The sequence below is a fragment of the Nostoc cf. commune SO-36 genome (assembly GCF_023734775.1).
GTDB classification, from domain to species: domain Bacteria; phylum Cyanobacteriota; class Cyanobacteriia; order Cyanobacteriales; family Nostocaceae; genus Nostoc; species Nostoc commune_A.
Window position 1 is genome coordinate 1,094,034 of the sequence record NZ_AP025732.1, and the last position, 15,224, is coordinate 1,109,257.

Annotated in this window: 10 protein-coding genes and 3 pseudogenes; 5 read left to right on the top strand and 8 right to left on the bottom strand. The window is 40.5% G+C overall.

Going from position 1 to position 15,224, the window contains the following annotated elements; genetic code table 11:
• Positions 1 to 2 precede the first annotated feature (2 nt).
• Positions 3 to 4,580: a DUF4347 domain-containing protein gene (locus ANSO36C_RS04775; protein ID WP_251958612.1), complete on the bottom strand. Its 4,578-nt coding sequence runs from the start codon at positions 4,578 to 4,580 to the stop codon at positions 3 to 5.
• 631 nt (positions 4,581 to 5,211) lie between these two features.
• Entirely contained in the window at positions 5,212 to 5,484 is a 273-nt protein-coding gene (locus tag ANSO36C_RS04780; RefSeq protein ID WP_251958613.1) for a hypothetical protein, read from the bottom strand.
• Positions 5,485 to 5,727: 243 nt separating this feature from the next.
• Here ANSO36C_RS04780 and ANSO36C_RS34730 point away from each other — a divergent pair.
• Positions 5,728 to 5,847, top strand: a pseudogene (locus ANSO36C_RS34730) (IS5/IS1182 family transposase); the annotation flags it as partial.
• Between the two features lie 489 nt (positions 5,848 to 6,336).
• Here ANSO36C_RS34730 and ANSO36C_RS04790 read toward each other — a convergent pair.
• A pseudogene (locus tag ANSO36C_RS04790) lies at positions 6,337 to 6,996 on the bottom strand (phosphate ABC transporter ATP-binding protein); the annotation flags it as partial.
• Between the two features lie 273 nt (positions 6,997 to 7,269).
• Between ANSO36C_RS04790 and ANSO36C_RS04795 the strand changes: the two are divergent.
• Entirely contained in the window at positions 7,270 to 7,992 is a 723-nt protein-coding gene (locus tag ANSO36C_RS04795) for a transposase (protein ID WP_251958614.1), read from the top strand.
• A gap of 40 nt (positions 7,993 to 8,032) precedes the next feature.
• Entirely contained in the window at positions 8,033 to 8,182 is a 150-nt protein-coding gene (locus ANSO36C_RS04800) for a hypothetical protein (protein ID WP_251958615.1), read from the top strand.
• A 273-nt stretch (positions 8,183 to 8,455) separates the two neighbouring features.
• On the opposite strand, the pseudogene ANSO36C_RS04805 reads toward ANSO36C_RS04800, so the two are convergent.
• The 5 genes and pseudogenes from ANSO36C_RS04805 to cysH form a co-directional block, all read right to left on the bottom strand.
• A pseudogene (locus ANSO36C_RS04805) lies at positions 8,456 to 8,776 on the bottom strand (restriction endonuclease subunit R); the annotation flags it as partial.
• A gap of 27 nt (positions 8,777 to 8,803) precedes the next feature.
• Positions 8,804 to 9,873, bottom strand: a protein-coding gene (locus tag ANSO36C_RS04810) for an ISKra4 family transposase (RefSeq protein WP_251955560.1) whose coding sequence is annotated in 2 segments (ribosomal slippage) — positions 8,804 to 9,717 and positions 9,717 to 9,873 — 1,071 coding nt in all. Because the reading frame shifts where the segments join, the coding sequence is not laid out codon by codon here.
• A gap of 29 nt (positions 9,874 to 9,902) precedes the next feature.
• A complete protein-coding gene (locus ANSO36C_RS04815) occupies positions 9,903 to 10,265 on the bottom strand; it encodes a hypothetical protein (protein ID WP_410174672.1) in 363 nt (120 codons plus the stop codon).
• A 42-nt stretch (positions 10,266 to 10,307) separates the two neighbouring features.
• Positions 10,308 to 11,561 carry an exonuclease subunit SbcD gene (gene sbcD, locus ANSO36C_RS04820; protein WP_251958616.1) on the bottom strand — a complete coding sequence of 418 codons (1,254 nt, stop codon included), beginning with the start codon at positions 11,559 to 11,561 and terminating at the stop codon, positions 10,308 to 10,310.
• A gap of 68 nt (positions 11,562 to 11,629) precedes the next feature.
• The gene (cysH, locus tag ANSO36C_RS04825; RefSeq protein ID WP_251958617.1) at positions 11,630 to 12,355 is read right to left on the bottom strand and encodes a phosphoadenosine phosphosulfate reductase; all 726 of its coding nucleotides are present in this window, start codon (positions 12,353 to 12,355) and stop codon (positions 11,630 to 11,632) included.
• Positions 12,356 to 13,301: 946 nt separating this feature from the next.
• On the opposite strand from cysH, the gene ANSO36C_RS04830 reads away from it, so the two are divergent.
• Together ANSO36C_RS04830 and ANSO36C_RS04835 are read left to right on the top strand one after the other, a co-directional pair.
• The gene (locus ANSO36C_RS04830) at positions 13,302 to 13,835 is read left to right on the top strand and encodes a methanogen output domain 1-containing protein (protein ID WP_251958618.1); all 534 of its coding nucleotides are present in this window, start codon (positions 13,302 to 13,304) and stop codon (positions 13,833 to 13,835) included.
• A 56-nt stretch (positions 13,836 to 13,891) separates the two neighbouring features.
• Positions 13,892 to 15,205 (top strand): sensor histidine kinase, encoded by a 1,314-nt coding sequence (locus ANSO36C_RS04835; protein ID WP_251958619.1) that lies wholly within the window; start codon positions 13,892 to 13,894, stop codon positions 15,203 to 15,205.
• Positions 15,206 to 15,224: the final 19 nt, after the last annotated feature.

Genomic DNA, 15,224 nt, shown 5'->3' on the forward strand with positions numbered 1-15,224 from the left:
TTTTAACCTGTAACAAAGCCATGCGGCTGATCCATCCGCAAGTGATCGCCTGCGATATCTACGTAGTCTTCATTAAACGCAAACCCATCAACGGTTGCACTGATCGATTCAACAATGGAGTTTTCCGCCTCTAGGCGAGCTTTTTCTGTGGCTAAGGTCGAGCGTAGTTGTTGATATAGTGATTCACTGATGGCTGTTTGCCGTTCTGCCAGTGTTAAATTCTGATTATTCAGGGTAGATGTGACATTTTGTGCGCCTACGGTTTTTTGTTTGAACAACTCCATCGAGAACTCACCACCAAAGGCGACATTACCTGCAATCTCGGCATTAACAGTGCCTTCTACCCGTAGTTGATTTTCCTGCCCTTGACCAAAGACAACATCTAGAGTGTTACCACCACTCAATGCTATAGTTTCGTTGACAGTCTGCCCTGTATAGTTAATGCGGAGAGCCAAACTGCCTTCGAGTGTTAAGTCTTCTGTCCCTAGCAAAACGGCTTCTCCACGGGCAACTAAGGCATAACTGCTGCGATCGTTGGCGAAAATCACCAATCCTAAATCGCCGTTGCTCAACTGGATACCAGAGGCTTGATCTGTGCCACCACCTGCACCCACAAAGGCTTCAACACCTATAGCAGCAATGCGTAGGGGATCTGTGCCATTCTTCGAGGGGTCAAAGGCCAAACCATCCCCCTGAATATAGCCGACACCATCCACGCCTATTTTAAAGGAGCCGGTGGCAACAGTGGCGTTGGTCTGATCGCCAGTAATGTTGACCTGATTCACAGTCAGGGTCAGCCCATCAACCCCAAGCAGTGAGGCGTTGGCATTGGCAATACTATAGTTGTAGGTCTTGTCAGTGTTGAGGGTGACATCAAGGTTAGCATTAGTGACAGATAGTCCAATGTCATCTGTTACCGTAGTTGTGTTTGCTCCATAACCTACTAGCGCAGAAGCATTAGTGGTGTTGAAGGTGAAAGGTTGACCATTTTCAGCACTAAAAGCCAGAGCATCGCCTTTTACCCGCACGACGTTACCCAGTGCTAATTCATAACTGCCTGTGCTAACCGAGAGATTATCTTTATCACCTGTGGCACTGACCGATTCGGTAGTCAGGGCCAGTCCATTGATGCCACTAACGGCAACATCTGCGTTGTCTAACTTGTAGAAATAGGTTTTATCGGCATTCAATACCAAGTCAAGGTCAGCATTGCTAATTGCCAGTCCAATATCATCACTAGTATCAGAAGTTGCCGCACCGTAACCCGCAAACGCCGAAAGATTCTCACCGTTGAATGTGATGTTTTTGCCGCTACCAGTCTTTTCAACGTTAAATTCCAGAGATGCGCCACTGAGACTGAGCAGATTACCTAAACCCAGTTTGGCGTTAGTTAGACTAACTAGGGTATTATTTCCATCGCCAGTAGCGTTGACAGCATCCGCAGAGAGTGTTAATCCATCAATGCCACGTACTGCAATTGACGCATTTTCCAGACTGTAGCGGTAAGTATTATCACCATTGAATCGTAGGTCAAAATCAGCATTAGCGATCGCTAGTCCAATATCATCGCTGGTAGTTATACTTTCTGCGCCGTAACCCACAAAAGCTGAGAGGTCTTCACCTTTAAAGGTGACGGTTCTATTAGCACCGATGCCTTCAACTGTAAACTTTAGGGATGCAGCATTCAAGTTCATCAGGTTGCTTAAACCTAATACAGCGTTGTTGAGGCTGAGGTTAAAGCTAGTGCCAGTATGGTCGCCACTGACGTTCACCGTATCTGCTGAGAGGGTCAGTTCAGGTATGCCACGAACCGCAACAGCCGCATTTGCTAGGTTGTAACTGTAGGTGTTATCAGCATTGAATTGTAAGTTGAGGTCAGCGTTGCTAATATCTAAACCTACATCATCGCTGGTAGTTGCGGTTTCTGCCCCAAAGCCTGTAAAGGCTGCTAGGTCTGCACCAATAAAAGAAACGGTTTTGTCTGTTCCGTTATCTGCTACCTGAAACTCTAAGGATGCGCCACTGAGACTGATGAAATTATCCAAGCCCAAGGTAGTATTACTCAGGTTGAGGCTGATGTTGCTGTGATCTCCACTAGCATTAATCGTATTTGCCGAGAGTGTTACGCCATCGATGCCAACCACTGCGACATTCGCGTTAGTCAGATTGTAATTGTAGGTCTTGTCTGCTTTAATACCGAGATTCAGGTTGCCATTGGTGACGGAGATACCCAGATCATCAGCAGTAGTTTCAGTGTCAGTACCGTAGCCAATGAGGGCAGAAATATTGGTTGTGTTAAGAGCGATCGCTTTTCCATCTGCTGTCTTTTGAGCCTTGAATGCGAGTGCATCACCACTAACCCAGGCAATATTTCCCAGTCCCAACTCAAAACCACCCGTGCTAACAGCAGAGTTATTTACATCACCTATGATATTTACCTGTTGTGCAGATAGAGTTAATCCATCGATACCAGTGAAATCAATATCGGCGTTAATAATACTGTAATCATAGGTTTTATTGGCGTTGATATTGATGGTGATATCTGCATTAGCAACACTCAATCCGACATCATCGGTAATATCAACTGTATTTGCACCGTAGCCAATGAGTGCAGCAATACTGTCAGCAATGAAACTTACCGTTTTACCATTGGCGGTTTGTTGGGTGGTAAATAATAATGATTCACCACTAATGCGAGTTAGATCGCCTAAACTTAGTTCAAAAACTCCGGTGGTAAAATTAATGCTATTTTGATTACCAACAGCAGTCACGTTCTGGGACAAAAGAGTTAACCCATCAATGCCACGAGTGACTACACTATTAGAACTCAGACTATAGTCATAGGTTTTGTCAGAATTCAAGGTTAAGGAGAAGCCGACATCACTAACTGCGACTCCAACATCATCAGCAGTATCATTTGTGGCAGCACCATAACCGATAAAGCCATTTACATTTTCACCTGCAAGTGTCAGGCTCAGTCCATTAGCGTCTTTTTCAGCACTAAACTCTAGTGTTGTGCCACTCAGACTGGCAACATCATCTACTTTTAAAGCATAGTTATTTAGCGTTACTGTGGTGTTAGAAGCGTTACCTGTTGCGGTGACACCATCCGCAGAGAAGGAAAGTGTTGAACTCCCAGTTAGGGATACAAGTCCACTGCTGACTTCATAGGTATAGCTTTGACCAGAAATAGCAGAGAGATTGAACGTCCCATTAGAAATAGTTAGTCCCGTGTTGTCATTAGTATCAGGTGTGTTTGCACCGTGACCAATGAAAGCTGATGTATTAGTTGCAGCGAAGTTTAACTGTTCGTTCTCTGCATTATAAACAAGAGTGCTGCCGCTCAAGCGAGTAACATTGCCAACGCCTAGTTGGAAGTTGGTCAGATTAACTGTTGTACCGTCTTGCGTACCAGTAGCTGTAATATTATCAGCAGATAACGTCAGTTCGGCAAAATTATTTAGTGCAGCTTGCCCTGATAAAGAATATGTGTAGGTAAAATCTGCGTTGAGACTTAAATTTAGTGTGGCATTGGTAAAATTGAAACCCTTGTCATCACTGCTATCTGCTGTGCTAAGTCCTGTACCAATAGAGGAACTAAGATTAGTTCCAGTTAACTTGAGTAAGTTAGAGTCGTTAGAAGCAATTGTAACTGTGCCATTGAGTACAGAATTGCTATCTAGTTTTAGTTGAATTGAACTTAAATCAGGAAGTGTATTGGAACGCCAAGCATTGTAAAGTTCCTGAATTGTTGTAGGAGTGAACAGCACCTGGTGATAGTCACTTGTTAAGGTGTTAGCTTCAATCGAACCAGTCGTATATTCTAACTCCCAATCCCCACCAAGATTTGATGCTCCAGTCAAGTTATCTGAAGCAGCAACATCGGCTCCTGTTAACCGACTTAGTTGAGTGACAAACTTTTTCCCATCATTACCAGCAGCAATATCACATCCGTAGACTAAAATATCAGCCGTATCAGTCAGAGCATCTCCCCATCCCCGAATTTGCTTGGCGTACTGCTTTAAATTCTTGCTATTTAAAGATGTTGTACCAAGTTGTAGCTTTGCTTCATCACCATGAGAAACGATATGAATAGTACCAATATTCTGCCGTTCTCTTAATATCTGACTAATCTGCTCTACACCATCCTCGTTGTCATTAAGATAAACCACTTCTGCCAAAGGATTTACCCCTGACAAAATTTGCTGAGAGTTCTCTACTCCTGCATCAATAAAAACAAGTTCACGGGCCGGTGTCTGTGTAGTTCTCCTCGAATTTGTCAAGACATCTCCAATCTGGAGTTGACCAACAATTAGTCCATCAATGTTCTGATAAAGGATTTTAGTACTAGAATTATCTGAGTTAAAATTTGTATTTTTTAACAGAGGATCAGAAATTCCCTTAACCCAATTTGTTGGCTCCAGCCTGGATGAATCCAAAGCTTCGGCGAGTTCTAGAGAACTTATTCCACCAGGAATACGAGAAGTGGTAGATGTTTCAAAGGGATCTTGAAATGCCAGAGGATTAGGCAGAAGTGGGTGATTCTGGGTTTCAAAGATAGAATGCTCGTTATTATTCATTGCAACATCTCAATATTTCTATGTTTAAAGCTTCTACAATTTAGTTAAATTTCAAATTGAGCAATGCATATCATTTGGAAAATGTACTTCAAGATTGGAACTTAAATTGTGAATATTTGAAAGAAAATTCGTCTTTGGTAAATTTTTGTTAGCGAGTAACTTACAGCAATTTGTAGTTAGGATAATCATATTTCCTTTGGTTATTTAGTGTTTAAGTTTACTGTCTGATTTTAGAGATTTGGTATATATGAGCTAACTAAGTAGTATCCTTTAAAGTCTAAAAGACAGAACAGTGGTAAAATTCCTTGGAAATATTTAGTTTATTATTCAACACTATGTTTCTAGCTCATAGAATGAAAGTAAAAAGTCTTATAATGCAGACTTTTATAAACATATAGATTTGCCTCTAAGCGCAATCACTCCTAGAGGCAAATACAGTATCGACTGGAACCTTTACTAACTTGGATAAACACCCAGGTTAATTTTTTAGGACTTTGTGTCTTCTAGTTAGTAAAATTAACAGTTACAGCGCTTCCCGCTATTATGCAATACAGTTTTTCTTATTGCCTCTCTCCTAACATAGCTTTTAGCTTTGAGGATGTACCTCATAGCTGCCGGAAGTGCTGTAATATCAGGCACGACTAAATAAAGCTAGTTCTTCTGTCTGAGAAGGAACTATTTCAAGTTTAGGTTCATGCTCATTATCTGTTTTATATGGTTGTTCAACAGATATATCTGTCGATTCTTCTTCAGGAACGTCCACATTAAGAACAGTAGTAGGTGCGTTTGTCAGAAACTGAACTCCAGAAGCAACTTCACGGTATGGACGATTGAGAAGGTAATTCAACAATGCGTCACGTTGTTGCTCAGTGATGAGATATACTTTTTGTTTAACTTTTGTCATAGATTTCTACCTGTTGATCCTAATCAATTGAACTGGGTGGAGAAGTATAATCAAAATACTGTCTCTTCTGTGCAAAGTATTTCACATATAAAAAGATGTTGTAATCAGTAAAATAACGTAGATTTTAAAATAGCACACATAATCAACTGCAATCACCGCTTTTGCCAGTCGTTTACCGACTGACAAAAGCGGGATGTGTAAGGCTTTTATGGTGGAAAGCTGGGTTTTGCGGAAGAAAATGGCAAACGACAGTTAGATCGTCTGGGACTATTGCTCAAAGTGGTTGTGAGTGAGGGTAATGCTGGTGAGAGAGTGCTTACAGCGTATGCTTTGATGGAACTGCTGGAGGAACGGTCAGAGTTGAATGGCACTAAAAAAAACCTCTAAGCTATGGAAAATAATGGTTATAGCTTTTAATACCATTGAGCAGTAATTAGATACGTCAGGCGATCGCGGTTTGATGTGTAACTGTAACTATAAGTTTGCCAGAGTAATATCTGAAAAGTAGATTATTACGTTTAATAGCTAAATAAGAAAAGTTGATTCGAGACTTTTCGGCTTCAACTACTTTTGCTTGATTATTTTGATATAAGATTTTCTGTCAACACCACAAATAACCAAACCATAAATAAAGCTGATTAAGGTTTGCAAAAAACCGATAATACTCAATCTTTTACCACGAGGCTTAGAATAAACTAAGCGTATTTGTTCGCCTTTGAAGTAGTAAACTAAGTTGCTAGTTATATTATTTAGTCTCAGCTTGTACGGGGGAAAGGTTAAAAGGCAAATAGAATAATAGTCGCTCACAACTGAACTTGGCTTTTACCTTTCCCCTTCTACTATGATGCTTCTTTAAGCAAAGCGTCCACTGATATAATCCTCAGCTTCTTTGGTTTGAGGAGAACTGAACATTTGCACTGTCGGATTAAACTCAACTAATTTTCCGCGACGTTTGCCATACTCGTCAATTTCTGTATTGAAAAAAGCCGTGAAATCTGCCACTCTCGAAGCTTGCTGCATATTGTGTGTCACCATAATGATGGTGTATTTCTGCTTGAGTTCTAAGCAGAGTTCTTCTACTTGGCGGCTAGAAATAGGGTCGAGAGCAGAATAAAGCTCATCCATTAATAATACATCTGGCTTCATTGCGATCGCACGAGCAATGCAAAGTCGTTGCTGTTGTCCGCCAGATAATGCAGTTCCCTTCTCTTTGAGTTTGTCTTTGACTTCATCCCAAATAGCAGCGCGTCTAAGGGAATCTTCCACCAATTGATCAACGTTACCTTTGTAACCGTTAGCAAGCGGTGCAAAGGCAATATTTTCATATATTGACTTGGGGAAAGGATTCGGTCTTTGAAAAACCATTCCGATTTGGCGGCGTAATTTGACCGAATTTATCTTAGGATCATAAATGTTGCGATCGCGATAATTCAATCTCCCCTCTACTTTCGCTCCAGGGATTAAATCATTCATCCGATTGAAGCAACGCAGTAAGGTACTTTTACCCAGCCCTTTCAACGCGTACAAATTATTGGACTTTGGACAAAAATAAATAGTTCGCGTGAGACTAGCGCGAACAAGCGAATAATTAATCTTGTTTATGGTTACCAGCAGAAAAAAAAAGCATAGCCACCAGATCCCCAACGCATAGTAATATAAACTACAAACTATGATTGGGAAATACTGATGAGTATGCTGAAATTTAATAACAATAAATTAATAGCGCGATTTCAGGATTTTAGACAAAAAATTTACAACTGTTTTGAATCATGTAGCGATGCCTGTATGGATTTATTGGATGCGCTTGCGGGTAATACGGAAGCCAATTCAATTGCGGAGTTATCTTTAAGCCCTTTGTTTCCAAGAAGCTATAACTCTATTTATAAAGCCATTCAAAAATCATTTAATACAAATAATCAGGAGAAAAACAATGAAGTTGAAGAACAAGAAGAACCCAATAAATTGATTAGGGTGGTGTCTGAGTTAATTGACCAACCCCAACAACGCCCTTTTTACTTGTTCGCAACTGATACAACACCACATCCACGTCCTTACGCTAAAACTTTAGCAGGACGTGGGTATATTTATCAGCCCAATACTATAATTGGTAACAAACCTATTAACATTGGTCATTGTTACTCTATACTTTCAATCTTACCAGAGAAAGAGACTGATAGTCATGCAGCTTGGGCAATTCCCTTATCTGGAGAAAGGGTATCGCTTGAGCAAAGTGGTACTGATGTTGCCAGTCAGCAAATTCAATCTGTAATGTCCGATTCATCACTCCCGTGGTGTGAAAAATTGTGCGTATTGGTGGGAGATACTGCTTATAGTGAACGTTCATTTCTTTGTGAACAGTCCAAGCACAAAAACTTGGTAGTGATCGCCAGAGTACGTAGTAATCGGATTTTCTACCAATCTCCACTTGTTGACGTGTCAAAGAAAAAACCTGGATGCAAGAAAAATCTCACCTACTGTTGCTTACCAAAGTTTCAGACAAAGGTTTGATCTCGAACACATGTTCCGCTTCAGTAAGCAGCGTTTGTTGATGACAGAGTTTCAAACTCCAGATGTCAAACATGAAGAAAATTGGATACAATTAGTAATACTAGCTTACGTACAGTTGTGGGCGGCAAAGCAGTTAGCAACACACTTACCCAGACCCTGGGAGCGTTATTTAGAGCAAAACAATGATTAAATTTTTTTTACTAAGTGAGCAATTTGTCATCAAAAGTCTGATTTACCAAGGAATTTCAAGAAATGGGTTTTTTCTGGTGGAAAGAGAGACAATCTGATTGCATATATACACAAATATTTGCTAAAAATATGTAATAAGTAATACAGAACAATAAAACTAAAATTTTTTAGCCAATAAAGCTTTTTTTTAAAACAAAGTAGCTGCACTACAGCATCTTGAATATCATATTTTGCGATCGCGCTCACTACTGAATCACAAATAAGTAAGTAAGATTTAAGCACTCACCAACTGAGTCAGGCGTTTCAGTATACGTAGCACTTCGTACAATTCATTTCCAGGGTTTCGCATCAAAAAACCCTTTGATAAAGCATAACGTGGTGAATTTCCTTTCACTAATTTGACGAAAATGAATTCGCTTCCTGTGGCAATCATCCCAAAGCTGGGTTTATCAGTATATGAATTTCCTAACAAATAAGCAAGAATTTGTGCGAGTCCTTGTTCCACTGAAAAGGAAGCTCTTTTAGACTCAATAATCATCACCCATAATTGCTCTTTCAAAACTAAGGTATCTATTCTGCCTTTAATGATTACATCGGGAGCATCCAGTTTTGGCAGAAATACTCAAATAGCCAGTAAACCATTGAGATAAGCACAACGAACTGAGAGGATTTGATTAACACTATCAACATTCCATTGTGCGCCAGAAATTTTCATCCTAGCTCCAATCTGTTTAATAGCAGACTCGACTGCACCAGAACCAATAGAACAAAGTTGTTCAGCCTGGTAATAGCTGTAGTTGACAATGCGAGAGCGATGTTTTTCAAGATAAGCGATGAAGTTCTTAACTTGTTTGCCTCGACGATTATGAAATAAAGCTTTAGTTTCTTCGACTTGACCTTGCCACAAAAGAGTTTCAGCAACTTTAAGCCGCTTTAAAGAACCGCCAATTTTGTAGAGATTTTCTTTGAGGTGATACCAATCCAATATTTCCCAACGCTGAAAATGCTCTGTTTTACCAAACTCTTTGACTAAATTCCACACGCCATCATGACCATCCCCCAAGCATACTAATGGGTTAACCAGACGCTGGCTATTGACATAATCAACTAATGATTGGTTGTCATCAAAAAACGCACTATAGTAAATTCCTTGTAGTCTTACGGTTTTATAGTCTCGCCAGTGACACCCGGCTTTCGGTTTACCCCGGAGTCGGACTTTTCCCCCATCTACACTGACTTCTGAAACTGCTTGTTTTGCAAGTGGTAATTCAAAATCTTGTGACAGTACTAATTTTTGTTGCGTTGAGTGACCCACTTTCACTCCTGTCAATGCCTCAACTTCAATTTCTGCTTTTTGGTATGATTCGTTAGCTGACAGCCTCAAACAACACTTTTGAAGTAATGGGCTTAACCGACTTCTGGGCTTCAAACCCAGTTTCTGTAACTGTTTGGCTTTAAGAGTCAGTTCCCCCACCAAGCTTTTAATTTTCCTGGTTTTACCTACTTTTGTTCCAGTTTTTTGTTCGATAAAAAAAGGGCTATTTCTGGGCTAACTAGTTCTAATATTTGACTGCGAACTGTTTTTTCTATGCCTTCCAGGTCTGTTAGCTTACTTTTGTCTGCTTCTTCATACAACAATGTTGCCACTTCTTGTAAGCACGCTTTGAGCCGTTCTTGTTTATCCTGGTTCATGATTCCTGGTTCACGCTTCTTTCTGTCTGTTATTTTCTCCTAAAATCTGTATATCTTCCAAAAGTGGATGCTCCCATTACATCTTCATCTGGCACAGCAATATCTATAGATTCTTCTGATTTTAGATAAAACGGGGCTAGATAAAAATCCCCAATAAAAAGTAATGGGTCTACAACTGCCATTCTAACAACATCTTCTAGTAAAGGTGGGTAATTCAGAAGATTAAAATAACCCATTTTCACCTTATCTAAGAGTTGTTTTTCTAAATCATTAATTTCTACTAAATCTTCTTGCCATTCGTGAAAGAATGATTCATCTAAAACTAACTCAATACCAAAGTTATCGATTAAATAGCGTAAGTCAGTGTCCTTTGCTTGGATTGTTTGCGTCATAAGTTTGGGAGAGTGGAGTATAGTAAATTAATTGGCTTTATACTACTCACTAGTTGCTGCTTCTAGCCAAACTTCTACATCATCTGCTAGCAACTTCTGCGCTGCATCCATCATTGAGGTTGCGATGTCTTTGAGGTCTTCGCGGTTGTTCAAGTAAGTTTTCAGCGCTTCCATTGGGTCAATACTACTACTCGCACTCAATTCAGGAATCCGGGGTCTGGCTAATTGACTAACTAATTCTGCTTGAATGGTGTAGGTATGAGCAGGACTTAAAGCAGTATGTAGAGAGGAACTGTCAATTAAATCCATCTGTTCAGAGCGGAGTTTGTAAATTAGCCGCACTACAGCATCTTGAATATCATACTTGGCGATCGCTTTCATTAACATCGCTTGCGGATCATCTGCTTTCGAGATATCCACCTCAATGGTGCGGAAAGTCCGAACTGTTAAGGGACAAAATTCCCATTCAACCTTTCCCCGCTCCAGTTCTAGCATCACATAGCCTTTGTCTTCTTTTTCTTCACTAAAATCTACCCGTTCAATACTCCCTGGATAAATCACCGGCGGGTTGTTGGATTTATTCAGATTTTGGTGGCGGTGGACGTGTCCCAAGGCTACATAATCAAAACAAGGTCGCGTCAGCAAAGATAGGGGTAGAGTAAAACCTTTACCCACCGCTAAAAATCGTTCTGCGCCCAAGGTAGCATTGTCAGACATTAAGTGAGCCAAAAGAACAGTTGGCACATCAGGGTCAAGACGGCGAACTTCCCCTTCTAGAACAACTCGCAGACGTTCTGTTAATAGTTGGTTAACTTCTGCCAAAGATAAACCTTCAGTCTCTTGGCGAGTCATTAGAGTGGAACGAGTCAGCCAAGGCAGGGTAATTACTTGCACCTTACCATTACGGGTTTCGATACAATGCGTAGTTAATGTATCACCAACAACAAACCCTGGCACTCCCAAAGTGCGGTAAATATTTAAACTTGCTCCTCCCTGTCCTTGGGAATGTTGGTCGTGGTTGCCTACCAACAGCACTGTCGGAATATTGGCATCCATCAGACGGCGAAACTGGCTAGCAAAAGCTTGTTGTACATAAGGCGGTGGTGTAGCATCCGGGAAAGCATCGCCACCAAATATCACCATATCAACAGCATCTGTCAGCGCTCGGTCAATACATATAGATAGAGTATTGACAAAATCCTCTAGTCGTGTATTTAATCCCGTTGCCGGATTAATTCGTCCGTGGGAGAAGCCGCTTCCCATGTGGATGTCCGAGAGATGGAGGATTTTAATCATATTTGTCCTTTGTTCTTAGTCATTTGCCCTTTGTCTAATACTAATGACAAATGACAAATGACCAATGACTAAATATGAATTCCGCATTCTGTTTTATCACTTCCCCGCCAGCGTCCGGCGCGTTCGTCTTCGCCTTCGCCTACTTTGGTGGTAATGGGTTGGTCGCCGATGCTGGGATAACCTTGGTCGTGGAGTGGGTTGTAGATGACTCCATGTTCAGCTACGTAAACCCAGCTATCTTGACGTGTCCAAGTAGCGATAGGATTTACTTTCAGCCGACCTTTACCGTCTAATTCAAATATGGGCATATTTGCACGGGTTACTGCTTGGTCACGACGGCGGCCAGTAATCCAAGCGACGCTGTTGAGTTCGTCTAAACCCCGTAGTAGTGGTTCAATTTTGGTAATGTGGTGGAATTTGGCAATATCTTTGTCCCAGAGTTTATCACCATATTTGGCTTCAAAGGCTTCGCGGGTATCTACATCTGGAGTTTTAAAAGTTTGCAAATCCAGGTTGTAGATTTCTATAGCTTTGGCTACCAATTCTAGGCTTTCAGGGAAGTGGTGCAAGGTGTCGAGGAATATCACAGGAACGGGATGCTTCAGTTCACTGTAAAGAATATGTGTAATTATCATGTCATCCACGTTAAAGGCGCTTGTTTGCACCAGTCCCGTTGGGATATTCTCTATAGACCATGCCAGTATTTCTTTGGGAGTGGCAGTTTCAAATTGCTCATTTAATTTTTCTAAGTCAAAAGCGATCGCTTGGTTTCTAGATGCCGTGGGGACTGTCATGATAATCTTCTGTTCAAATATTTTTACCTTGATTAAGATTTATTTTACCTCACCAAGGCTCATATTCCGCTCGGAAATGAGGTAATTATTCTGTTCGGAAATTACTACATTTTCTAAATGGAGAATGGGAAGTGGGGAAATCAGGAGAATAACTAATTATAAGTAAAAATTAACACCTAACTATAAATGAAGCATTTACTAAGAAACTTTACGGAAATTTAAGTTTTACAATGGTTATATAGATATTTATACTGACTTTGATATGGTTAAGAAACAATTAATAAAAAGGATTTTACTTAAATGAACACTTCAAAATCTCCCAATCGTTTAAGCGAATCTATAATTATGGGCGCTTTGATGATGTTGACCAGCGTTGGCATTATTACAATAATGAACTTTTTCTAAAATCAAAATTTCTAATTTTAGCAATAAAACTTTACACAGCCCGGCTCAAAACTGAGTGGGGCTTTTACTTTTCTGATGCACATATATAGCCGTTCTCGCTTGCGTCAAATACTAGCATTCGTAGGGGCACAGCATACTGTGCCCCTACCACATATCGTGGTGTAACTGCATTCAAACAATAAGTGCTGTATATAACGGTGTATATTACAGCTATTTTCATGATTTCTGCTGTAAGCCTCTTCTGTGACTTTCAGCAGAGAAAAATTTAGGGCTTATACATTGCATTGACAGGAATTTGAGTATTGTCCGATTTTGTAGCTATCCCGGCTGAACTCCTCAAGAAAAACAGCTTTCTTCAACAAATAACTAAGCTTAGTGCCATTCAATCTTAGTTGAAGTGAGTTTTGTAGCCAGTTAGGGAAGACTATTAATAGCTATACATGGTGCTTAATTAAAAGATTTTAGTGCTTCACTAATTTTCGTTTAACTTAGTGCCATTGATGCTTGTCCCATCTAAAAATATCGAGAAAATAAGACCATCATGGTTGACATATCTTCGATCGACAACCAAATAAAATCCTTAGAATTACCCATCGAGCGCGATCAGTTTCTGCGTACAATGATTCGAGAATTGGCTGGAACCCTACAAGATGTCGTTGGAATTGAACAGGCAGAAGGCTTTTTGAATGTAGTCGGCTATCGAACAGGTCAACATGTCAATCATATCTACCAGAACGCTTTGCAACTGTCAAATCTTTCTCGTAACCAGGTAACTGCCGTCCTCATAGATTGGAAACGCCGGATTCAAGGCGACTTTTACGTAATTGAAGAAACTGATGAGAAGATCGTTTTAGGCAATCGCAAATGCCCCTTTGCAGAACAGGTAGAGGGGCGCGAAAGCATGTGTGTCATGACATCTAATATTTTTGGCGCGATCGCAGCTGACAACCTCGGCTACGCAAGAGTCGAGTTACAAGACACAATTGCCAGAGGCGCACAAGAATGCAAAATCGTCATTTATCTCCAACCTAGCGAAGAATTAGACTTTACAGCACAAGAATACTTTAAAGCATAGTTTAGTCTCTTCACTTTTACCCCGTCAGTGCTAAGAGCAACGGTAAAGATCCCCGCATGACACCCGATCAATTTTTAAAGTTTGCCCAGGTTTTACCAGAGCCTCTGCTTCTTGTGACTAGCGCAGGTGAAATTTTAGCAGTCAATCAAGCTGCTGCCAAACTTTTTAACAAGAGCAGTAAAGCACTGATTGGTCAACATCTTACCGAGTTGGTCACTGATTCTTCAGAGAAGGTTATCGACTATCTTCGAGCTTGCTCCCAAAGTCGTCAAATGACTTTGGGAGCTTTAACCATCCACCAAGTCCAAGGAGAGGGAATTGTTTGTCGTAGTCAAGGATCGTTGATCCAACCGCGATCGCCAGAAAGCCCAGCTATTAATTTGCTGCGGTTAGAAAAGCGAACTAGCGATCAATTCGTTTTGCTTAACCAAAAAATTCATGCGCTGAGTAAAGAAATTCAACAGCGCCAACGCATTGAGGTAGAACTCTCCCAAGCGAATGAAACCTTAAGAGAAACTCTGATCAAACTACAAAATGCCCTGGAAGCTGTCCAAACGGAAAAGATGTCTGGGCTAGGACATTTAGTCGCAGGGATTGCCCATGAAATTAATAATCCAATTAGCTTTATTTATGGAAATCTCACCTATGCGGGTGAATACTATGATGATTTGCTGAAACTGATTCATCTCTATCAGCAAGAATATCCCAATCCGAGCCTAGTGATTCAGCAGGAAATCAAAGCCCTGGATCTTGATTTTCTTCAAAAGGATATTAAAAAATTACTTCAATCAATGCAGACAGGTTCCGAGCGGATTAGCGAGATTGTTAAATCTTTGCGAAACTTCTCTCGGTTAGACGAAGCAACATTCAAGATCGTTGATATTCATGAGGGTTTAGAGGCTGCATTGATGATTTTACAAAGTCGCCTTAACCCTAGCAAGCGGCATTCTGGTATTGAAGTAATTAAGGAATATGGAGAATTGCCTTGGCTTTGTTGTTATCCTGGACAACTCAATCAAGTGTTTATGAATCTCCTGAATAATGCGATCGATGCTTTAGAAGAAGCTGAACAAGTTAGGTCATCGCCAGAATCAATGCAAAATTATCCTAGCCGGATCTGGATTCACACAGAGAAACTAAACGATCGCTACATTAGAATTCGTATCAAGGATAACGGTAGCGGAATCCCTACTGAGATTCAGCATCAGATATTTAATCCCTTTTTCACCACTAAGCCAGTCGGCAAAGGAACAGGATTAGGATTATCGATTTGTTACCAAATTATCGAGAGCCATGATGGTCGAATTAATGTGATATCTGATCCAGATTGGGGAACTGAATTTAGTATTGAGTTACCCATTATTTACTAATAAAATTGAATAATTTTAC